The organism is Rhodococcus sp. UFZ-B548 (genome assembly GCF_903819475.1).
GTDB classification, from domain to species: Bacteria; Actinomycetota; Actinomycetes; order Mycobacteriales; family Mycobacteriaceae; genus Rhodococcus_F; species Rhodococcus_F erythropolis.
Genome location: NZ_CAIJDS010000003.1, coordinates 77,640 through 97,897 on the forward strand (window position 1 = coordinate 77,640; position 20,258 = coordinate 97,897).

Annotated in this window: 18 protein-coding genes; 6 read left to right on the top strand and 12 right to left on the bottom strand. The window is 64.0% G+C overall.

Translation table 11 applies throughout. From position 1 onward, the window contains the following. Positions 1-45 precede the first annotated feature (45 nt). Genes H7C86_RS05005 through H7C86_RS05015 form a run of 3 tightly spaced genes read left to right on the top strand, consistent with a single transcriptional unit; the run spans position 46 to position 2,630 of the window. Positions 46-873, top strand: coding sequence for a DUF3097 domain-containing protein (locus H7C86_RS05005; protein ID WP_003944813.1), 828 nt, complete (start codon positions 46-48; stop codon positions 871-873). 42 nt (positions 874-915) lie between these two features. After that, complete coding sequence (locus tag H7C86_RS05010; RefSeq protein ID WP_019748432.1) at positions 916-1,347, top strand: NfeD family protein; 432 nt, start codon at positions 916-918, stop codon at positions 1,345-1,347. After that, on the top strand, positions 1,347-2,630 hold the full coding sequence (locus H7C86_RS05015; RefSeq protein WP_003944935.1) for an SPFH domain-containing protein: 1,284 nt from the start codon (positions 1,347-1,349) through the stop codon (positions 2,628-2,630). The genes H7C86_RS05010 and H7C86_RS05015 overlap by 1 nt, the downstream gene beginning before the upstream one ends. Before the next feature lie 36 nt (positions 2,631-2,666). Here the strand turns inward: H7C86_RS05015 and H7C86_RS05020 are convergent, their stop codons facing one another. The 3 genes from H7C86_RS05020 to H7C86_RS05030 are packed head-to-tail and all read right to left on the bottom strand — an operon-like array spanning position 2,667 to position 4,591. Further along, positions 2,667-3,200 (bottom strand): hypothetical protein, encoded by a 534-nt coding sequence (locus H7C86_RS05020; RefSeq protein ID WP_182261186.1) that lies wholly within the window; start codon positions 3,198-3,200, stop codon positions 2,667-2,669. A 55-nt stretch (positions 3,201-3,255) separates the two neighbouring features. After that, on the bottom strand, positions 3,256-3,852 hold the full coding sequence (locus H7C86_RS05025) for a hypothetical protein (RefSeq protein WP_003944858.1): 597 nt from the start codon (positions 3,850-3,852) through the stop codon (positions 3,256-3,258). A 31-nt stretch (positions 3,853-3,883) separates the two neighbouring features. Further along, positions 3,884-4,591, bottom strand: a complete 708-nt coding sequence (locus H7C86_RS05030; protein WP_007727829.1) for a TVP38/TMEM64 family protein — start codon at positions 4,589-4,591, stop codon at positions 3,884-3,886. A gap of 423 nt (positions 4,592-5,014) precedes the next feature. On the opposite strand from H7C86_RS05030, the gene mutA reads away from it, so the two are divergent. The 3 genes from mutA to meaB are packed head-to-tail and all read left to right on the top strand — an operon-like array spanning position 5,015 to position 10,169. Next, on the top strand, positions 5,015-6,910 hold the full coding sequence (gene mutA / locus H7C86_RS05035) for a methylmalonyl-CoA mutase small subunit (RefSeq protein WP_029255353.1): 1,896 nt from the start codon (positions 5,015-5,017) through the stop codon (positions 6,908-6,910). Then, positions 6,907-9,159: a methylmalonyl-CoA mutase gene (scpA, locus tag H7C86_RS05040; RefSeq protein ID WP_019748436.1), complete on the top strand. Its 2,253-nt coding sequence runs from the start codon at positions 6,907-6,909 to the stop codon at positions 9,157-9,159. The genes mutA and scpA overlap by 4 nt, the downstream gene beginning before the upstream one ends. A gap of 17 nt (positions 9,160-9,176) precedes the next feature. After that, positions 9,177-10,169, top strand: coding sequence for a methylmalonyl Co-A mutase-associated GTPase MeaB (gene meaB / locus H7C86_RS05045; RefSeq protein ID WP_003945003.1), 993 nt, complete (start codon positions 9,177-9,179; stop codon positions 10,167-10,169). 61 nt (positions 10,170-10,230) lie between these two features. Here meaB and H7C86_RS05050 read toward each other — a convergent pair whose 3' ends face one another. The 9 genes from H7C86_RS05050 to H7C86_RS05090 all read right to left on the bottom strand — a co-directional run bounded on the left by H7C86_RS05050 (position 10,231) and on the right by H7C86_RS05090 (position 20,254). Further along, on the bottom strand, positions 10,231-11,178 hold the full coding sequence (locus H7C86_RS05050; RefSeq protein WP_019748438.1) for a sulfite exporter TauE/SafE family protein: 948 nt from the start codon (positions 11,176-11,178) through the stop codon (positions 10,231-10,233). Between the two features lie 230 nt (positions 11,179-11,408). Next, complete coding sequence (locus H7C86_RS05055) at positions 11,409-12,443, bottom strand: nucleoside hydrolase (protein ID WP_113683628.1); 1,035 nt, start codon at positions 12,441-12,443, stop codon at positions 11,409-11,411. Beyond that, on the bottom strand, positions 12,436-12,912 hold the full coding sequence (locus tag H7C86_RS05060) for an OsmC family protein (protein ID WP_019748441.1): 477 nt from the start codon (positions 12,910-12,912) through the stop codon (positions 12,436-12,438). The genes H7C86_RS05055 and H7C86_RS05060 overlap by 8 nt, the downstream gene beginning before the upstream one ends. Positions 12,913-12,943: 31 nt before the next feature. After that, entirely contained in the window at positions 12,944-14,257 is a 1,314-nt protein-coding gene (locus H7C86_RS05065) for a CoA transferase (RefSeq protein ID WP_182261187.1), read from the bottom strand. 18 nt (positions 14,258-14,275) lie between these two features. Continuing rightward, complete coding sequence (locus tag H7C86_RS05070; RefSeq protein ID WP_019748443.1) at positions 14,276-15,154, bottom strand: hypothetical protein; 879 nt, start codon at positions 15,152-15,154, stop codon at positions 14,276-14,278. Positions 15,155-15,157: 3 nt separating this feature from the next. Then, on the bottom strand, positions 15,158-16,246 hold the full coding sequence (locus H7C86_RS05075) for a hemolysin family protein (protein ID WP_003944826.1): 1,089 nt from the start codon (positions 16,244-16,246) through the stop codon (positions 15,158-15,160). Further along, a complete protein-coding gene (locus H7C86_RS05080) occupies positions 16,239-17,621 on the bottom strand; it encodes a hemolysin family protein (protein ID WP_019748444.1) in 1,383 nt (460 codons plus the stop codon). Before H7C86_RS05080 ends, H7C86_RS05075 begins: the two co-directional genes overlap by 8 nt. A 311-nt stretch (positions 17,622-17,932) precedes the next feature. Beyond that, a complete protein-coding gene (locus H7C86_RS05085) occupies positions 17,933-19,369 on the bottom strand; it encodes a GuaB1 family IMP dehydrogenase-related protein (RefSeq protein ID WP_020969620.1) in 1,437 nt (478 codons plus the stop codon). A gap of 3 nt (positions 19,370-19,372) precedes the next feature. After that, entirely contained in the window at positions 19,373-20,254 is an 882-nt protein-coding gene (locus H7C86_RS05090; RefSeq protein ID WP_020907757.1) for a DMT family transporter, read from the bottom strand. Positions 20,255-20,258: the final 4 nt, after the last annotated feature.

Here is a 20,258-nt window from a genome sequence, read left to right on the forward strand (position 1 = left end):
TGGCGACATGCGCGGCCCCGGCGTTGTGACCTAGCGTGATCCGGCGTGAGCGGTGGCAACGGATACGGTGACATTTTTGCGGGTCATACCCGCAAACAGAAGCGCGTGACGCCTGAAGTGGCGGCCGAACGTGATCTTGTCGTCGAGGATGCGGCGACAGGATTCTGCGGTGCGGTAGTCGGTTTCGAGCGCACGTACGACGGCGATTTCGTGCGACTCGAGGACGGGCGTTCCCGGACGCGGTTGTTCGCGATGCGCGAGGCGGCCTTCCTCATCGACGGCTCACCGGTCACCCTCGTTCGCCCGGCCCCCAAGCCCGCGTCCACCAAACCCGCACGATCGGCTTCGGGTTCGACCCGAGTCGAAGGCTTACGTGCACGCACGGCACTGCCCAGCCGGATCTGGGTGGAGGGAGTACACGATGCTGCCCTCGTCGAGCGGGTGTGGGGCCATGACCTTCGCGTCGAAGGTGTTGTCGTCGAACATCTCGAAGGGCTCGACAATCTGGGGGAGCGGCTTGCCGAATTCGGGCCGGGCCCCGGCCGCCGTGTCGGTGTCCTCGTCGACCACCTGGTCACCGGTTCCAAGGAAACCCAACTGACTCAGGGCCTCGGCCCGAACGTGTTGGTGACCGGACATCCGTACATCGACGTGTGGGAGGCCGTTCGTCCCAAATCTGTCGGAATCGCCTCCTGGCCGAAGATTCCACGCGGCGAGGATTGGAAGACGGGAATCTGCCGCGAACTGGGCTGGGGGACACCTCAGGAGGGCTGGCGGCGGGTCTACAACTCGGTCGAGAGCTTCCGCGATCTGGAAGCTCCCTTGATCGGTGCCGTCGAACAACTTGTCGATTTCGTTACCGAGCCGAACTGACGTAGCGGCGGCCTGGGGCACACATTCTGGTTAGATGGTGTTGTGGCTGCACTTATTTGGCTGATCGGAGCACTGGTGCTCGCCGGGGCCGAAGCGCTGGTGGGGGATTTCTTCCTGCTGATGCTCGCCGGTGGGGCGCTCGCTACTGCCGGTGTCAGTGCTGTCACCGACTTCCCGGTGTGGGTCGACGCCGTCATGTTCGGAGTGTTCTCCGCCGCCCTCGTCCTGGGTGTGCGACCGATCATGTTGCGTCGCTTCGGTAGTCCGCCACCGACCCCGACCGGAATTCAGGCACTCGAAGGTAAACACGCTCTGGTTCTGGAAGAAGTGGGCGAGCATTCCGGGCAGGTCAAGTTGAACGGCGAGGTGTGGACTGCCAGGCCGTACGACACCACCGAGGTGTACCCGCCGGGCACCAAGGTGACGGTGATGGAAATCAACGGCGCAACAGCAGTCGTCTGGAGGGGACCTTAATGGCAGCACTCATAGTGCTCGGTGTGTTGGTGCTATTCGTGATCTTGGTGGTCGCGAAGTCGGTAGCACTGGTACCGCAGGCAGAAGCCGCGGTGATCGAGCGGCTCGGTAGGTATTCGAAGACGGTGTCCGGTCAGCTCACATTCTTGATCCCGTTCGCCGATCGTGTGCGCGCCAAGGTGGATCTTCGTGAGCGGGTGGTCTCCTTCCCACCGCAACCGGTGATCACCCAGGACAACCTGACACTGTCCATCGACACGGTGGTGTACTTCCAGGTCACCAATCCGCAAGCTGCGGTGTACGAGATCAGCAACTACATCGCTGCCGTCGAGCAGTTGACAACCACGACGCTGCGAAACGTCGTCGGCGGAATGACCCTCGAAGAGACGCTGACCTCGCGTGATTCCATCAATGGTCAGCTTCGTGGTGTCCTCGACGAGGCGACCGGCCGCTGGGGCCTGCGAGTGGCCCGCGTCGAACTCAAGAGCATCGATCCTCCGCCCTCCATCCAGGAGTCGATGGAAAAGCAGATGAAGGCGGACCGCGAGAAGCGCGCGATGATTCTGACGGCTGAAGGCCACCGCGAATCCGCTATCAAGACAGCCGAGGGTGCCAAGCAGAGCCAGATTCTTTCCGCCGAGGGCAACAAGCAGGCCTCGATCCTCAACGCCGAGGGTGAGCGTCAGTCCCAGATTCTTCGGGCTCAAGGTGACCGCGCGGCCAAGTACTTGCAGGCCCAAGGCGAGGCCAAGGCCATCGAGAAGGTCTTTGCTGCTATCAAGTCCGGTAAGCCGACTCCGGAATTGCTTGCATACCAGTATCTTCAGACGTTGCCGCAGATGGCGCAAGGCGATGCGAACAAGGTGTGGCTCGTGCCCAGCGACTTCGGTGACGCACTGAAGGGATTTGCGAAAACGCTTGGCGCGCAGGGGCAGGACGGTGTCTTCCGTTACGAGCCGCCGGCCGCCGAAGAGAATCTTCCCAACCCTGAGGACGATTCAGCGGAGGTGGCGGAGTGGTTCGAAACGAAATCCGATCCGGCTATCGCAGAAGCAGTCCGCGCCGCTGAAGTTGCTGCACGTACTCCCGTCGAAGATCCGGCAGCTGCGGTCAGGCACCTCCGTGAAAGTGCGCCCGAGCAGCCCGGATTCGTAGATCCCGCGCTGCCGCAGCAGAGTGAAAATCCTTGGCCCGGTCAGCTACCGCTGCCGTCCGAACGCGAAGAATTCCAGCAGAAGTACCCGTACCAGGATCAGCCGCCGGAGGGCGGCCAGCGCCGGTAGGCTCCTCTCGTAGTAATCGGGACGGGCGCTCGTCACCTACGTGATGAGTGCCCGTCCCGTTCCGCATACAGCGATCGCCCAGAGGACACTGACGAAAGTTCCCATGATGAACTGCTCGGACGCGTGAGGTTCGCGAAGTTCCGGGTACCGTGCGAGCCCCTTGACTGCCAAGACGATCGCGATCCCCTCCGGCCAGGTTGCGAGAATCGACGCCGCCACCGCGAGCCGTTCGAGGATGCCGATCACACGTCCGCCGCGAAGAGGTCCGGCGTCCGGTGCCGGGCTCCCGTCCGGTTGGCGACGAGCGATCTTGAAGGTGGCAAGTACCAACGGTGCACCGGCCGTGGCGGCGGCAAGTGCGCACAGGACAAGCGTCGCCCCGAGAGCGAAACCGGTGACCGGGGTCGTTCGGGTCGATGCCAGTGCGGCAACACCCAGCGCCGGAAGAGCCACCACGGACGACGCCCATTCGGGGACTTCCAGTCGACCACGACTGAGCGGTCCCAGTGCCGCTGCAACTGCTGGTGCCGCGGCGGCGACGGCGAGCGCGATCAACGCCAGAACGACCATGTATTCGAGCCCCCTGCTGTGTCGACGAGTTTGTACCGGTGCGAGCGTGAGCAGTCTAGGGCTGGAGTCTGACCAAAAGTCGTTCTGCGAGTCTGCGCCCCGCGAGTTCTGCGTGCCACCCGGCTGTCAGGAGTCGCTTGGACATGGCTTGCTTGGTGATTCCGAGGTGGGCTGCCGCGCTGACCTGAGTGAGTCCGCTGTCCATCAGAGCGATGGCTTCGCGTCCGTCCTTCGTCTGTCTCGTGACAATCGTTCCGAGCAAGGTGAACGCGGCATCGACATCGGCGGCGAGTTCGTCGCGTGAGCTGTCGGCCGGCGCCTGTTCGACAGCAATTCTGGCCGGAGCTCGCTTGGCTCGCTCGACGGCGATCCGAGCAGCTTCGAATGCCGGTCCGCGTCCGGCCCGGGTCTGCCGTGGGAGAGGCTGCTCGACGGGACCGATCCCGATCCCGACACTCCAGTGCTCGCGCCGAATCAGCTCGAGTGCGACGAGGACGAGTAGCGCCGGATCGTCGGTCACCGCTTGAATCTCGTCGCCCGCAGTGCGCTCGAACGGCCGCAGGAGCCTGCGATCGGCCATGTCGTCGATGATGTCCCCGACGCGGTCGACATCGCGTCGGCTACCTCGCTGATCCACTGTCAGTACGAACATTAGTCAATGCTAGATAGTTGACTTTCAATAGTCAATCGTTTTGGGTTGACTCAATCAAATCAACCTCTTGAGGTTGACCGTTGTCAACGATGGTTTCGCCCGGTGAAGGCTGACGGCGAGCGTCGAACACCAGACCGGCGATGCCGATCGCAATGCAGATCCCGGACAGAATCAGGAGACGAGGATCGGCTTCGCCGGAGAGCGCATCGCCCAGAACGACAATCCCAACAGTGCCGGGCAAGATGCCGACGACGGTGGCAAGGATGTAGGGCACGATCCGGATCGACGAAATGCCGCAGCAGTAGTTCACCACCGAGAAGGGGACAAACGCGATCAAGCGCAGAGAGCCGACGGCCAGCCACCCCCGCTTTTCGATCCGCTCGTCCACCCGCCGGATCGTCGGACTCGAAATCCGTTGCCACACGACGTCACGGCCGATGGCGCGGACCAGGTAGAGGGCCAGAACGGCGCTCACAGTCGTTGCTGCCACGGTAAGAGCGATGCCGGTCACCGAGCCGAAAAGAACCCCCGCACTGAGGGTGAAGACGGTGCGCGGGAACGGCGCGACGGTGACTATCGAATGAACCAGGAAGAACACGAGGGGAAACGCCGGGCCAACCGAGTCCGCCCACTCTCGCACCTGGGACACCGTGGGATGTGGGGCGAGGAGGGCTGCGAGGAACAAAGCGAGCACTACCAGGACTATTGCGATCAATCTTCGGTCCAGCAGGCGTCCCATCACAGGTCACAAGGCTACCTGCGAACGGTGAACCGGGCCGACTGCCGACCCGCAATCGTGAGTCGAACATCGCCACGGGGGCGGGAAAGCGACGTGCTCCAGGCGACAATGAAACGGCGCTGTGACGAAAACCACTAGGCTTTCGGAGTGGCCTTCACCTGTAGTCCCGGCCAGTGAAACGAACTCGCGGGTAACCCGTAAACATGCTGAACAATCGCTAGGTAAGGGCCGGTCACACGTGCACGAACGACCGAATCTGCACGTCGTCTGACCGGTCGGAAAGTGGCCGCGAACAGCCCTGTGAAGAACATGACGTGATCCTCACGATATCTGGGCTCAACCGCGGGTTAGCATCACAGAACTAACGAACAAATCCGATTATCGGTAAAGCGCTCACGCAAAAAATGAGAGGGAGCGGACACAGTGTCATTAGCTTCAGAAGCCGAGGCTGTCGAGCAGGCGTACGCGGAGTGGCAGCGCTCCGTAGCCGGTGTGCTCGCCAAGTCCCGCAGAGTCGATGCGGCAGAACTGGGCCCCGAGCCACAGAAACTGCTCGAAACCGTCACCTACGACGGTGTCACTGTCGCACCGCTCTACAGCCCACGCGACGAGCGTCCCGAGCAGAGCTTGCCGGGCACGTTTCCGTACGTGCGTGGCGTCGACGCTCACCGTGATGTCAATGCCGGTTGGTTGGTTTCCGCTGCATTCGGAACCGCTTCGGCGGCCGAGACTAATCGCGCCATCCTGGACGCCCTCGAAAACGGAGTCAGCGCACTCTGGTTGAAGGTGGGCGCCGACGGCGTTCCGGTCACCGACCTCGCCGCTGCGCTCGAGGGCGTTCTTCTCGACCTCGCACCGCTCACGCTCGACGCAGGCGCCGAGGTGAACGATGCAGCCCGCGCACTCTTCTCTCTCCTCGATGCTCGCGACGAAGCCGGCGACGGCGTCAGTGATCGCAGCAGTATCCGAGTTCACCTCGGTGCAGCGCCGCTGACCAGTTCGTTCTCAGGCGCAGCCGACGTCGAATTTGCAGGCGCCGTCGAGTTGGCCGCCCTCGCTGCAGCTCGCGCGGAAACCGTGCACGCGATCACCGTCGACGGCACGGCCTTCCACAACGCGGGTGCCGGCGACGCCGAGGAACTCGGAGCCGCGATTGCCGCCGGACTCGAATACCTCCGCGCACTCACCGCAGAGAGCGGTCTGACCATCGGTGCTGCGTTGTCGCAGTTGGCTTTCCGCTACTCGGCAACCGACGATCAGTTCCAGACCATCGCGAAGTTCCGCGCCGCACGTCTCGTGTGGGCCCGCATCGCTCAGGTCTGTGGAGCTTCCGACTTCGGTGGAGCGCCGCAGCACGCAGTCACCTCCGCCGCGATGATGGCTCAGCGTGATCCCTGGGTGAACATGCTGCGCACGACCCTCGCCGCATTCGGCGCCGGCGTCGGCGGAGCAGATGCAGTGACTGTTCTTCCGTTCGACGTCGCCCTGGCCGACGGCACCCTTGGTGTCAGCAAGTCCTTCTCCTCGCGCATCGCGCGCAACACGCAGTTGCTTCTCCTCGAGGAGTCGCACCTGGGCCGCGTGCTCGATCCGTCGGCGGGCTCCTGGTACGTCGAGGACCTGACGCAGCAGATCGCCGCCACCGCGTGGGAGTTCTTCCAGGAAATCGAAGCAGCCGGCGGATATCTGGCGGCACTCGAAGCGGGAATCGTCTCCGGTCGTATCGCTGCCACGAAGGCCAAGCGCGACTCCGACATCGCACACCGTAAGACCACGGTCACCGGTGTCAACGAGTTCCCGAACCTCGGCGAAACGCCGCTGTCCGCCGAAGCCGTCGAGCCCGGCCAGTCCGTCGCCCGCTACGCAGCTGCATTCGAAGCGCTTCGTGACCGTTCGGACGCGTTCCTCGCCGCCGGCGGCGCCCGTCCCACTGCGCTTCTCGCGCCGCTGGGCTCGGTTGCAGAACACAACGTGCGCACCACGTTTGCGTCCAACCTGCTCGCTTCGGGTGGTATCGACGCAGTCAACCCCGGCCCCCTCGAGGTAGGCGCAGAAGCCATCTCCGCAGCCGTCAAGGCTTCCGGTGCCACCGTCGCGGTGCTGTGCGGCACGGACAAGCGCTACGGCGAGAGCGCCGCAGCGGCCGTCGCCGAACTTCGCGCTGCCGGCATCACCAAGGTGCTGCTCGCAGGACCGGAAAAGGCAGTCGCCGACGCGACCGGCGATTCTCGCCCGGACGGATTCCTCACAGCCCGCATCGACGCAGTGTCGGCTCTGACCGAACTGCTCGACTTCATCGAGACGGGAAGCTCCAAGTGACGACACGAGAGGTCAAGCACGTGATCGGCAGTTTCGCCGAGGTCCCACTCGAGGACCCGCAGTCTCCGGCACCCACACCGCCGTCGGTCGAGCAGGCACAGGCGCTCATCGAAGAGGGCGCAAACGCCAACAACTACGCCGCCGAGCAGGTTGTCTGGTCCACCCCGGAAGGCATCGACGTCAAGCCGGTGTACACCGGTGCGGACCGCACGGCCGCCGCCGAGTCCGGTTACCCGCTCGACAGCTTCCCGGGCGCAGCGCCGTTCCTGCGTGGTCCGTACCCGACCATGTACGTGAACCAGCCGTGGACCATTCGCCAGTACGCCGGATTCTCCACTGCCGCGGAGTCGAATGCGTTCTATCGTCGTAACCTCGCGGCCGGTCAGAAGGGCCTCTCGGTTGCCTTCGACCTCGCTACACACCGCGGCTACGACTCCGATCATCCTCGCGTTGCGGGTGACGTCGGAATGGCCGGTGTCGCAATCGATTCCATCCTCGACATGCGTCAGCTCTTCGACGGAATCGACCTCTCGCAGGTGTCGGTCTCGATGACGATGAACGGCGCTGTGCTCCCGATTCTCGCGCTGTACGTCGCCGCGGCAGGCGAGCAAGGCGTCACCCCGGACAAGCTGGCCGGAACGATCCAGAACGACATCCTCAAAGAGTTCATGGTTCGTAACACCTACATCTATCCGCCCAAGCCCTCGATGCGGATCATCTCGGACATCTTCGCGTACTCCAGCGCGGAAATGCCGAAGTACAACTCCATCTCCATCTCGGGCTACCACATCCAGGAAGCCGGAGCGACGGCCGATCTGGAACTGGCGTACACCCTTGCGGACGGCGTCGAGTACATCCGCGCCGGCCTCGACGCCGGTATGGACATCGACAAGTTCGCACCTCGCCTGTCCTTCTTCTGGGCCATCGGCATGAACTTCTTCATGGAGGTCGCCAAGCTCCGCGCCGGACGCCTCCTGTGGGCCGAGCTTGTTGCCAAGTTCGATCCCAAGAGCGCGAAGTCGCTCTCGCTGCGTACCCACTCGCAGACCTCGGGCTGGTCCCTGACCGCGCAGGACGTCTTCAACAACGTTCCGCGTACCTGCGTCGAAGCCATGGCTGCCACCCAGGGCCACACTCAGTCGCTGCACACCAACGCACTCGACGAGGCCATCGCACTGCCGACGGACTTCTCCGCCCGCATCGCCCGTAACACCCAGTTGCTGCTGCAGCAGGAATCCGGCACAGTGCGTCCCATCGACCCGTGGGGCGGCTCGTACTACGTCGAGTGGCTCACCAACGAACTCGCCAACCGGGCTCGTAAGCACATCGAAGAGGTCGAGGAAGCCGGCGGAATGGCTCAGGCCATCAACGAAGGCATCCCGAAGCTGCGCATCGAGGAAGCTGCCGCCCGCACCCAGGCACGCATCGACTCCGGTCGGCAGCCGCTCGTCGGCGTGAACAAGTACGTTCCCGACGAGGTCGACACCATCGAAGTTCTCAAGGTCGAGAACTCCAAGGTCCGCAAGGAACAGCTCGAGAAGCTGGTTCGCCTTCGCGCAGAACGTGATCCGGAAGCCGTCGAGGCCGCACTCGCGAACCTCACCCGCGCTGCCGCATCCACCGAAGGCGGCATGGAGAACAACCTCCTCGCCCTCGCTGTTGTCGCCGCCCGTGCGATGGCTACCGTCGGCGAGATCTCCGACGCCCTCGAAAAGGTGTACGGACGCCACCAGGCCGAGATCCGCACCATCAGTGGTGTGTACCGCGACGAGGCAGGAACGGTGAGCAACATCAGCAAGGCGATGGAACTGGTCGAGAAGTTCGCCGAGGACGAGGGACGTCGTCCCCGTATTCTCGTCGCGAAGATGGGCCAGGACGGTCACGACCGTGGCCAGAAGGTCATCTCCACGGCCTTCGCGGACATCGGATTCGACGTCGACGTCGGACCGCTGTTCCAGACTCCCGAAGAGGTCGCCAATCAGGCGGCCGACAACGACGTCCACGTAGTCGGTGTGTCGTCGTTGGCAGCCGGTCACCTCACCTTGGTGCCGGCGCTGCGGGAGGCTCTGGCTGCGGCCGGTCGTCCCGACATCATGATCGTCGTCGGCGGCGTCATTCCGCCCGGTGACTTCGACGAACTCTACGAGGCCGGCGCTGCTGCCATCTTCCCGCCCGGAACCGTCATCGCCGACGCTGCCAGCGGATTGTTGGAGAAGCTCTCCGCCCAACTGGGTCACGACCACAGCTGAGAAGGGGGTCACTGAAGATGGCACGTCAGCCCATCGACATTGATTCCCTCGCCGAGGCGGTACGCGGGAATCAGCGTGCCGGCCTCGCTCGGGCGATCACCCTCGTCGAGTCCACTCGCGACGACCACCGGGCCCTTGCGCAGCAGCTTCTACTGAAGTTGCTGCCCGAGGCCGGGGGAGCGCACCGGATCGGCATCACCGGCGTTCCCGGCGTCGGCAAGTCGACGTTCATCGACGCGCTCGGAATGTACTTGCTGGGCAAGGGGCATCGGGTTGCGGTGTTGGCGGTCGATCCGTCGTCCACCCGCACCGGCGGCTCGATTCTCGGCGACAAGACACGCATGGCTCGGCTCACCGTCGAACCGAATGCGTACATCCGGCCGTCACCGACGTCCGGCACGCTCGGTGGTGTTGCCAAGGCAACCCGAGAGACCATCGTGCTTCTCGAAGCTGCCGGTTTCGACGTCATCCTGGTGGAGACAGTGGGTGTCGGCCAGTCCGAAGTCACTGTTGCCAACATGGTGGACTGCTTTACGTTCCTGACCCTCGCTCGTACCGGTGATCAGCTCCAGGGCATCAAGAAGGGTGTCCTCGAGCTCGCAGATCTGGTGGCGGTCAACAAGGCCGATGGAAAGCATGAGCGCGAGGCAAAGGGTGCTGCCCGCGAATTGGCCGGAGCGCTTCGCCTGATCTACCCGCACGACGCCATTTGGAAGCCGCCCGTCATCACGATGAGCGGCCTCGAAGGTGTCGGGCTGGACGAGTTCTGGGGAACTGTTACCAAACACCGTGAGGTGCTCACCGAAGCAGGACAGTTCGAGGAGAAGCGTCGCAAGCAACAGGTCGATTGGACCTGGACGATGGTCAACGATCAGCTGCTACGCAGGCTCTCGAGCAACGATCGGGTGCGTGCGATCCGGGCCGACGTCGAGCAGAGCGTGCGTGACGGTTCGCTGACAGCAGCGTTGGCGGCGGGGCGAATTCTCGACGCGTTCGACGGAAGCAACTAGGGCGAAAAAACAAAATCCCGGGTATCCGAGCGCGGATACCCGGGATTTCTTCTGTGACGAGCTATCGTTCGCGTTTGACCGCAGGCTCGGTGAGTTCGTTCTCGACAGCGAGTTCGACTCCCGTGAAATCGCCTTCTGCCTCGGCTGGGGTGAGCGTGGACCGCTTCCACGCGTAAAACAGCAACGCTGCCCACGCGCCGAGAATGGCCAGGTAGCCGGCCACTGTGACCGCCCCGGTGATGTCGAAGGATTTGAACAGCTTCTGTGCGTTGGTCAACACGATGACGCCGCCCACCGCCGTTCCGAGCAAGGTTGCAGGCACGCGGCTGACCAGCCACGCCGCGAACGGGGCAGCGATGACACCGCCGAGCGCGAGACCGGCGACAACGAGGAGGTTTCCAGCAGACTCACGACCCAATCCGACAAGAAATCCCAGCGACGCGGCTGACGCGACCAGAAACTCCGAGGCGCTGACCGAGCCGATCACGGTGCGCGGCGCGGTCTTGCCCCGCGAGAGCAGCGTGCTGGTGGTGATCGGACCCCAACCACCACCGCCGGATGCATCGATGAAACCACCGAACAGGCCGAGTGGGGACAGGAAACGTGCAGTGTGCGGAGTGGTACGAGCATCCGCGACGGCCGGTGGGCGGACCGAAAAGCGAAGTGCCACATAGATACCGATGGCCAGCAGGATCGTCGCCGTGATGGGGACTGCCGCTTCGGTGGACAGACCCGAGAGCACGGTTGCGCCGATGAATGCACCGACTGCGCCGGGCACACCGAGCTTGGCGACGAGCTTCCAGTCGATGTTCTTGAACTTCCAATGCGACACGCCCGAAGCGAGGGTGGTGCCGACCTCGGCCAGGTGAACAGCGGCGCTGGCCTGAGCCGGACCGAGGCCACCGATCATCAACAGAGTGGTTGCGGTGACACCGAAGGCCATACCGAGGGCGCCGTCGACGAGCTGGGCGCCGACGCCGACAAGGGTGAACAAAAGAAGGTTGAACATGAGAAGACAGACTCCGAGCGAAGAAGCGACAAAGTCAGGGGTGCAGGCAGCGAGAATCGCCGCTCAGCAACACGCCTGATCGAAGCATGCGCTACGACGAGTGGGCCAGAACGCCATCAATCCGAGCGCAAATGCCGGGGAGGCATCGTGGCTGGAAATCTGCACGTCAGGTCCTTTGTTCTCGTTCGTTGGTGTTCTGTCCATGCGAGCATAGCCGGTGCCCGGCTCGGTCAACCCACGACGCGGGCGTAATTTCCCACTCGGTGGACAAGTCGATCAAAGAATTCCGCCGGATCGGTGCTGACCGCGATATCCGCGTTGGGCTCACGCTTCCAGTGCCCGACCCAGTCCGCGACCGTCGTTCCGATCAGCAGTGGACTCTCGGTTTCGACATCTACCGTTGCCGGCTTCAGCGTCGCCAAGCTCGGATCGAGCGCGACGGCAGCAGCAAAGGGATCATGCATGTGAGCAAGAAAGCCCTGGTCGTATTCACGATGGAATTCCATGTAGAACCGGATCGCGTCGGACATATGCCTGATCACGCTGTTGGACGCGGAACTGCGGACGTCGGGGCCGTCGTCAGGCGAGATGATCTCTTCCGGAGTGCTCCCGGCAGCGTCGGCGAGCCGACGCACATGTTCGGGGAACATCTCGATGGATTCGGTGACGTTGAGGCCGCAGATGATCGGGCGCCGGTGCGCGGGTACGACGGAGAACGCGTCGAACACCTCCTTGGCGGCGTGCGGGTCCACCGAGACGTTCCACTCCGCGGTCGGCGTCGTGTTGCCCGGATAGTTGAACGACCCACCCATCACGACCAGTCGCTTCAGCAGAGACGGCAGATCGGGTTCACGTCTGATCGCCAGCGCAAGGTTGGTGAGCGGCCCCGTCACCAATCCGGTGAGTTGTCCGGGGTACTCACGCACGAGATCCACCCAGAGGTCGGTGGCCGTTCGGACCGAGCGCTTGCGACCCGAATCGGGGAGGACGGCATGGCCGATCCCTTGCGGACCGTGAGTCTCCTCGGTGGTGCGCAACGGGATGACCAGTGGCTCGCGGGCGCCGAGAGCAACCTCGATGTCCGGGGCGCCGCAGAGCGCAAGCCAGTTCAAGTTGTTGGCCGCGACCTGTTCCACCGGAACGTTGCCGGCGGTGCTCGCAATCCCCAGAATCTCGGCTTCGGGGCTGGCAAGGAGATAGAGAAGCGCCAACGAGTCGTCGATGCCGGTGTCGACGTCGACGATGAGCTTGTGCGTATCACTCATCGGTGGCCACCAGGATCGTCGGTGAATGCAGGACAGGGAAGTTGACCGACCGAGCGATGAAGCACTTCGTGTGTGCGGGGCCGTGAAGCTCCTCGGCCTTCTCGACCATCGACGCCTCCGCGACCAATACCGTCGGATTCAACGTCACTTCGATGAACTGGCCGCCGCCATCGGATTCCTCGATCATGCTGCCGACCGGCTGATCGCTGTAGTCGAGAACGACGACCCCAGCGGCAGCTGCCAGACCGAGGTACCAGAGCATGTGGCATTGGGCGAGGGAGGCAACGAGCAGTTCCTCGGGGTTCCATCGCTGCGCGTCACCGCGGAACGAGGGATCGGAGCTGCCGAGAAGTTCCGGCTTTCCGACCGCGGATATTGCATGATTGCGCGAATATCCCTGCGTGCTGGACGTTCCGGTTCCCAGATCGCCCGTCCACTGAAGGTCGAGTGTGTAGGTATGTGACTTCACAGGTCCATCTTGCCCTGAATGTGCCGGTCCCTCAGTGTGCCCACTCCGCCCGATCCGATCCCCACGGATGGGATGGTTCGGGGTAGTCCTCGAACTCTGCCAGCGCGGGTCGTGCGGTGGTCACGTCGGCATGGTTGACAACAGCATTCAGGCCGGGAGCGGTCGGTAGACCGGGATGGACGGTTCGGCCGGGTGCGTCGAGAAGACGGGCGCCGGTGCTGGCCAATGACACGTCGACATCACGGCCACGGCCGTCGTGCGAGCGCAGCGTCAACGCGTCGAGGATCCCAGCTGCCAAGAAGTATCCGGTCGAGTGGTCGAGGGCCTGCGCTGGAAGTGCGCCCGGTTTCTCGCCGCCCTCGAGGAACGAGATACCGGATGCGGCCTGCACGATGCTGTCGAAGCCGCGGCGATTCGCCCACGGACCTTCCCATCCCCATGCGCTGACGCGCCCGTGAATCAGGTGGGCGGGAAGATCCTGCCCGATGAGTGCTTCGAGTGCGCCCGGACGGTAGCCGGTGACCAGTACGTCTGCGGTGTCGAGGAGTTCGCGGAATGCTGCCGCTTCTGCCGAGGACTTCAGGTCGAGAAGCGCCGACCGCTTGCCCTGGCCACTGTCGAGGTGCTGCCATCCGATCTCGGGGATCGCCGGAGGGTCGATCCGCAGAACGTCAGCGCCGACCAGCGCGAGGGCACGGGTCGCGACCGGGCCGGCGATGACGCGGGTCAGGTCGAGAACACGTGGGCGCGTCGGATGCGTGCGGGGTTTTCCCTCGTCGCGTACTCGGATGGATACCAGAGGCTCAGACCTCGCAGCTGCGCACTGCTCACTCAGGCGCCACTCGGTCTCGGTACGAACACGGACCGCGATGGCGCCGATCTCGGCGGCCTGCTGCTCGATCTCGATGGCGCTGAGTTCGGATATCCGTTGCGCCACTGCATCTTTAGGTGATCCATGGTCGAGTTCGAGGATGGCGAGCAGGCGGTCGCGATGGTGTGGATAGTTGCCGTGCGTGCGGACCCAACCGTCGCGGGCGGCAAAGAACCCCGAGTATTCGGAGAATCCGTTGATCGATTCGCCGCCGATCCGGAACAGTCGATCGCTCGAGAAGGACGCGGCGATGCGCTCGGGATCGAGGGTCCAGTGTCCGTCGCCCGGGCTGGTTGACCGATGAATTGCCGAGGCGAAGGCCGCGACTGAGCCTGCAGCGAGGTCGAACACCGGCAAGTGCGCCGCAAGGAAGCCCGCCGAGTCCGGGCATTCGATGTGGCCGCGTCGGTCGTCGGTGTGCACCCCGACGTCACGTTGGTATTCGTCGAGATAGAACCCGTACCCGTGATCCATGTGGCGCCTTTCGGCAGTTCAGTGGCCGAGAAGCTCCCGGCACTTCTCTGCCAGCGTATCGCGGAGCGGCGCAGCACGATCCGCCAACTGTTGTTGCTGACGCACGTATTCGGCGCGGCCCGCGGGAGTTTCGATACGAATGGGGGAGTACCCGTACTCGGCGAGGTCGTATGGGCTCGCGCGCATGTCGAGTTCACGGGCCAGGAGCGCGTGTTCGAAGCACCGCATCACCAGATCGGAATCCACGAGTGGCAACAACTTGAAGCTCCACTTGTACAGATCCATACCGGCGTGCAGGCAGCCCGGCTGTTCGTGATCGATCTGGGTTTCGCGTGCAAGCGGGAGCGAGTTCTTGGGGGCCGCGTCCGGTGTGAAGAACCGGAACGCGTCGTAGTGCGTGCATTTGAGTGGCAGGGATTCGACTACCGCGTCGGTACCGGCGAACCCGAGCCGCAGCGGCACTGACTGGTGACGGATCGCGTCCTCGCCGCCGCGATAGACCATCGCCCATTCGTGGAGGCCGAAACAGCCCAGCACAGCGGGCCGCGCCGACGTCTGATTCAACAGATTCCACACGAATTCGACTGTGTGACGCCGACGCTCCAGCACGGCGGCCTCGACCGTCGCGGTACCCGATTCGTCGACGCGGTAGCCGGAGAAGGCTGCGTATTCGCCGGCGTTCTCGAGTGCGACTCCGTACCCGGGGTGCCAGCGGCGCAGTTGCGCGGGCTTGAAGTTGTAGTACGTGAAGAGGAAGTCGTGCACCGGGTGAGAGATACCGGCGCTACGACGCGCTCGGTGCGGCTCGACGAGCTTTTCCACCTCCTCGAGGTGAAGTGCCCGCCGAGCCGTCCACTCGCTCTGTGCGAGTGCGAGTGAATGCACCGAACGTGTCATCGATCAGCTGTTTCTTTGTCCGGGAACAGCATCCGTGCCGCGGTGCGTGCCGTCGCGAACCGTTCCGACGTACTCCTCGAGCAGATCCTCGAGCGCGACGATACCGATCACCACTCCGTCGGCGTCCGTGACTGCGCCGAGGTGCGAGCTGGCCCGACGAAGGCCGGCCAACGCTTCGGCCAGCGGCGTGCTGAGCGGAACGATGGGCAACGGGCGGATATCCGATGTCGGAACGACGGTGTCCGGCCCGGCAGCTTCGTCGAGCACCTCGTCGAGCACATCCTTGAGGTGCACGTACCCGGCCAGCGATCCGTCGCTCGCTCGGACCGGGTAACGCGAGTATCCGGTCTCGATGACCGCACGCTCGATCTCACCCAGTGTTGTTCCCGACGGCGTGAGGGGAATGGTCCGCACCTTGTCGAGGGTGATCAGGACCTCGGAGACGGTGCGATCTGTCGATTCGAGTGCCTGCTTCAAGCGCCGGTGTTCTTCGGCGTCGATCAGACCCTCGGACCGCGATTCACCGATCATCGCGGACAACTCCACCGCCGAGACAGTGACATCGAGTTCGTCCTTGGGCTCGACGCGCAGGAGCTTGAGCACTCCGTTGGCGCAGAGGTTGTAGAACGCGATGATCGGGCGAGCGATCTTGATGAACGCCAGATGCACGGGAACGAGCAGCATGGCCGTCTTCTCGGGGCCCGCCAACGCGATGTTCTTGGGCACCATTTCCCCGAGGAGGATATGCAGCACGACGACCAGCGAGAGCGCGATCGCAAACGAAATCGGGTGTAGCAATCCGTCGGGAAGGCCGACGGCTTCCATCGGCACCTCGAGGAGGTGCGCGATGGCGGGCTCGGCGACCTTACCGAGCAGGATCGAGCAGATCGTGATGCCCAGCTGAGCTGCCGCAAGCATCAGCGAGAGGTTCTCACCGGCCTTGATGACCGTGAGTGCCCGCTTCTTACCCTGCGCGACAAGTGCCTCGAGGCGGTCGCGTCGTGCGGAGATCAGCGCGAACTCCGCACCGACGAAGAATGCGTTACCGGCGAGCAGCACGACGGTGAGGAGTACACCGAAGAGGTTATTCATCGTCGGACTCCTTCGTGTCGTCGTCTGCGGATTCGGGTTCGACATGTGCCGGGACCGGCGTGATGGTCACTCGGTCGATACGACGGCCGTCCATACTGGTCACTCGGGCGATCCACTTGCCGCGGGAATCACCGGACGAGTCGACGTCGGGCAATTCCACTTCGTCACCCTCGTCGGGGATTCGGCCCAGTTCGGTGAGCACCAGACCGCCGAGCGTGTCGTAGTCGCCTTCGGGCGCGGTGTATCCGGTTGCCGACGTGACCTCGTCGATGCGCAGGAGACCGGAGCACGACCAGCCGTCGCCGACGCGCTGTACGTCGAGTTCGGGTTCGTCGTGTTCGTCGCGCACATCACCGACGATTTCCTCGATGAGGTCTTCCATCGTGACGATGCCGGCTGTTCCGCCGTATTCGTCGACGACAAGCGCGACCTGCATGCCGTCGGAGCGGATCCGCTCCATGACGGTGTCTCCGTCCAGGCTCGACGGCACGACGGGAACACGTTGAGCCAGACTGTCGACGCGCGTCGTGCGCCTGCGCTCGGCCGGAACGGTGAACGCGTGTTTGATGTGTACGACGCCGACTGTGTCGTCGAGATCGCCGCGAACGACGGGGAAGCGCGAGTAGCCAGTTCGCGACGCCGTCACGATCAGGTCTGCGACGGTGTCCGAGAGTTCCAGCGATTCGATCTTCACTCGCGGAGTCATCAGCTCTTCTGCGGTGCGGTCACCGAACTGCAGCGAACGGTCGACGAGCATCGCCGTGCCCTTGTCGATGGACCCGCGCTGCGCGGACGTCCGCACGAGGGACCCGAGTTCCTGCGGTGATCGCGCCGAGCGCAATTCTTCCGCGGGTTCGATGCCCAGGCGTCGCACGATCCAGTTGGCGGTTCCGTTGAGGCCGTTGATGGCCCACCGGAAGATCAGCGAGAAGCCCGCTTGCAGGCCCGCAGTCGCGCGGGCGGTGGGCATCGGCTTGGAGATTGCGAGGTTCTTCGGTACGAGCTCACCGAAGATCATGGAGAACGAGGTCGCAATCACGAGCGCCAGGATCAAAGACGTTGTCGAGGCAGCGGATTCGCTGAGCCCGACGGCCTTCGTGACCGGTGTGATGAACCGTGCCAGAACGGGCTCGGCCAGGTAACCGGTGATCAGGGTTGTGATCGTGATACCCAGCTGAGCGCCGGAGAGCTGGAACGAGAGAGTCTTGTGCGCGTGTTGAACCTGCCGCGAGCGTCGGTCGCCGCCACGAGCAGCTTCGTCGACGGTGCTGCGTTCGAGCGCGGTCAGTGAGAATTCGGCCGCCACGAAGAGGGCGGTGCCTGCAGTCAGCGCGATGAAGCCGACCAGGCTGAGAATGGTGAAAACGATGTCCATGTGTCATCGCCACCTGAGGTGTGCACGGGGGCCGCCGGGTTTGTCTCCCGGCTCGCTAGAGGAGCCCTCCGAACCAGCGGAATCAGACGATTCCTCGGATAAAACGACGGGTGTAGCGCCGGGTAAGTGTGTGGGTGCCTCGGGCACCGGGTTCCTCTCGTCGGAGCCGAGTATTTCTCGGCTGTAGCGGGCTCGGTCGGGTCGCCGATGGGCACCCGACCGAGTTTTGTTTCCTGTTTACGGATCCAATGATACCGGCGGGTGCCCGGGAGTAGGGACCCGAGCACCCGCCGACTGTCATAAAACGTGGTTCACCAACCCGACGGAAGCGGCCGTCCTTCGGCGAATCCGGCGGCGGACTGCACTCCCAGAACTGCCTTCTCGTGCAGCTCCTCGAGTGAGCGCGCACCCGCGTACGTGCAGGTACTGCGTACGCCGGAACAAATCTGATCGATCAGGTCCTCGACTCCGGGGCGCTCGGGATCGAGACGCATCCGCGAACTGGAGATGCCTTCCTCGAACAATCCCTTACGGGCGCGATCGAAAGCCGTTTCGGTGGCTGTGCGAGCGGCAACAGCGCGCTTGGAGGCCATACCGAAGCTCTCCTTGTACGCGTTGCCCGCCTGATCGACTTTGAGATCGCCGGGGGACTCGTACGTGCCGGCGAACCACGAGCCGATCATGACGTTCGACGCGCCCGCCGCGAGGGCGAGTGCAACGTCGCGAGGGTGGCGAACGCCGCCGTCGGCCCAGACGTGCTTGCCGAGCTCGCGTGCTGCTGCAGCACATTCCGCGACGGCCGAGAACTGCGGGCGTCCGACGCCGGTCATCATGCGAGTCGTGCACATGGCTCCGGGCCCGACGCCGACCTTGACGATGTCCGCGCCTGCGGCGATCAGATCACGGGTTCCCTGTGCGGACACCACGTTGCCTGCAACCAACGGGACGCCGAGGTCGAGCGCCTTGAGGGTGGTGAGCGCATCGATCATTCTCTGCTGGTGACCGTGAGCTGTGTCCACGACGATCACGTCGGCACCGGCGTCGACGAGTGCCTTGGCCTTGGCGCCCACGTCACCGTTCACACCGACCGCTGCGGCGACCCGGAGTGCGCCGCGCTCATCGACTGCGGGGTCGTAGATGCCGGCACGAATCGCGCCGGTGCGGGTGAGGACGCCGGCGAGGGTTCCGTCCTCGTTGACGATGACGGCCAACGGATCGTGCTTGGTTTCGAGCAGTTCGAAGACCTCACGCGGTGTGGCGGTGACCGGGGCGGTGACGAAGTCGGTGATCGCGACGGTACGTAGGCGAGTGAACCGATCGACATCCGCGCAGGCAGCCTCGGTGACGACACCGAGAGGCTTGCCGTCCTCGACCACCACGACTGCGCCGTGTGCACGCTTGGGTAGCAGCGCCAGCGCATCTGAGACGGCGTCGTCCGGACTCAGCGTGACCGGCGTATCAGCGACGAGGTGGCGGCTCTTGACGAACGCCACGGTCTCGGCGACCGCTTCGGTGGGGACGTCCTGCGGAATGATGACCAGTCCGCCGCGGCGGGCGACAGTCTCCGCCATGCGGCGGCCGGCGACTGCGGTCATATTGGCGACGACGACGGGAATGGTCGTTCCGGATCCGTCGGAAGAATTGAGATCGACGTCGAACCGAGAGGTGACCTCGGTCCGGTTAGGGACGAGGAAGACGTCGTCGTAGGTCAGGTCGTATGGGGGGCGTTGCCCTTCGAGGAACTGCACGTTTCACGAGCCTACCGTCGATTCCGCCGTAGCGCCCTCGGTATCGCGTGCTTGTGAGCGGGAGAGGGCGATCGTGGTCATGATCATGACGGCGACGGCGCACCCGATGAGAGCAATTCCGGGACCGTCGACGCGGAGGCGTTCGTCGAGAACCGTCATCCCCAGGAAGATGGCCGCGATCGGCTCGCCGATCGTCAGGGCAGGTAGCGACGCCGACAGGGGCCCGACCTGGAAAGCGCGCTGTTGGAGGTAGACCCCGATTGCGCCCGAGGCGATCAGCGCCCACGTCTGCCATGCCGAAATCACCCCGACGACGCCATGTCCGAGTAGGTCGGTGACGTACTTGGTGAATGCGACGGCCACGCCGTAGAAGATTCCGGCCGCAGAGCCGAGAAGCAGAGCGCGCCAGCCACCGTCGAGTTTGGACAAGCCGCCGATAGTTGCGACCACGGCCACTGCGACCGTGATCGTCAGTGGCACAGCCCAATCCGACCACGGAGCGTTGCTGTCTCCCTCGGTGGGATCGCCGACGACGAGGAAGATCGCCAAGGAAATCGCGAGCATGATCGCCAATGACCACGCAGAACGGGTGATGCGAATTCCCGAGAACCTGGCCGAAAGTGGCAGCGCGAACAGCAGCGAGGTCACGATCAGCGGCTGCACCACCAACACCGAACCCAACGACAGTGCAACGGCCTGCATGACGTAACCGCCGCCGTCACCGATCAGCCCGGCCCACCACCGAGGACTGCGAATCAACGACGCCACCAACGCCTCGCCCTCCGGAACCGCAGACGCGGCGCGCTGCTGAGCGACGGAGGCACACGCGAAGAGAAGCGCGGCGACGAGTGCGCAGAGAACAGAGATCAGTGGAAGATCACCCATTCCC

What these genes read in the sequence shown, in the direction of transcription:
- H7C86_RS05015 (WP_003944935.1), top strand. Translation starts at nt 1,347, where the DNA reads ATGGCAGCACTCATAGTGCTCGGTGTGTTGGTGCTATTCGTGATCTTG.
- H7C86_RS05020 (WP_182261186.1), bottom strand. Translation starts at nt 3,200, where the DNA reads ATGGTCGTTCTGGCGTTGATCGCGCTCGCCGTCGCCGCCGCGGCACCA.
- H7C86_RS05025 (WP_003944858.1), bottom strand. Translation starts at nt 3,852, where the DNA reads ATGTTCGTACTGACAGTGGATCAGCGAGGTAGCCGACGCGATGTCGAC.
- H7C86_RS05030 (WP_007727829.1), bottom strand. Translation starts at nt 4,591, where the DNA reads ATGGGACGCCTGCTGGACCGAAGATTGATCGCAATAGTCCTGGTAGTG.
- meaB (WP_003945003.1), top strand. Translation starts at nt 9,177, where the DNA reads ATGGCACGTCAGCCCATCGACATTGATTCCCTCGCCGAGGCGGTACGC.
- H7C86_RS05050 (WP_019748438.1), bottom strand. Translation starts at nt 11,178, where the DNA reads ATGTTCAACCTTCTTTTGTTCACCCTTGTCGGCGTCGGCGCCCAGCTC.
- H7C86_RS05055 (WP_113683628.1), bottom strand. Translation starts at nt 12,443, where the DNA reads ATGAGTGATACGCACAAGCTCATCGTCGACGTCGACACCGGCATCGAC.
- H7C86_RS05065 (WP_182261187.1), bottom strand. Translation starts at nt 14,257, where the DNA reads ATGGATCACGGGTACGGGTTCTATCTCGACGAATACCAACGTGACGTC.
- H7C86_RS05070 (WP_019748443.1), bottom strand. Translation starts at nt 15,154, where the DNA reads ATGACACGTTCGGTGCATTCACTCGCACTCGCACAGAGCGAGTGGACG.
- H7C86_RS05075 (WP_003944826.1), bottom strand. Translation starts at nt 16,246, where the DNA reads ATGAATAACCTCTTCGGTGTACTCCTCACCGTCGTGCTGCTCGCCGGT.
- H7C86_RS05080 (WP_019748444.1), bottom strand. Translation starts at nt 17,621, where the DNA reads ATGGACATCGTTTTCACCATTCTCAGCCTGGTCGGCTTCATCGCGCTG.
- H7C86_RS05090 (WP_020907757.1), bottom strand. Translation starts at nt 20,254, where the DNA reads ATGGGTGATCTTCCACTGATCTCTGTTCTCTGCGCACTCGTCGCCGCG.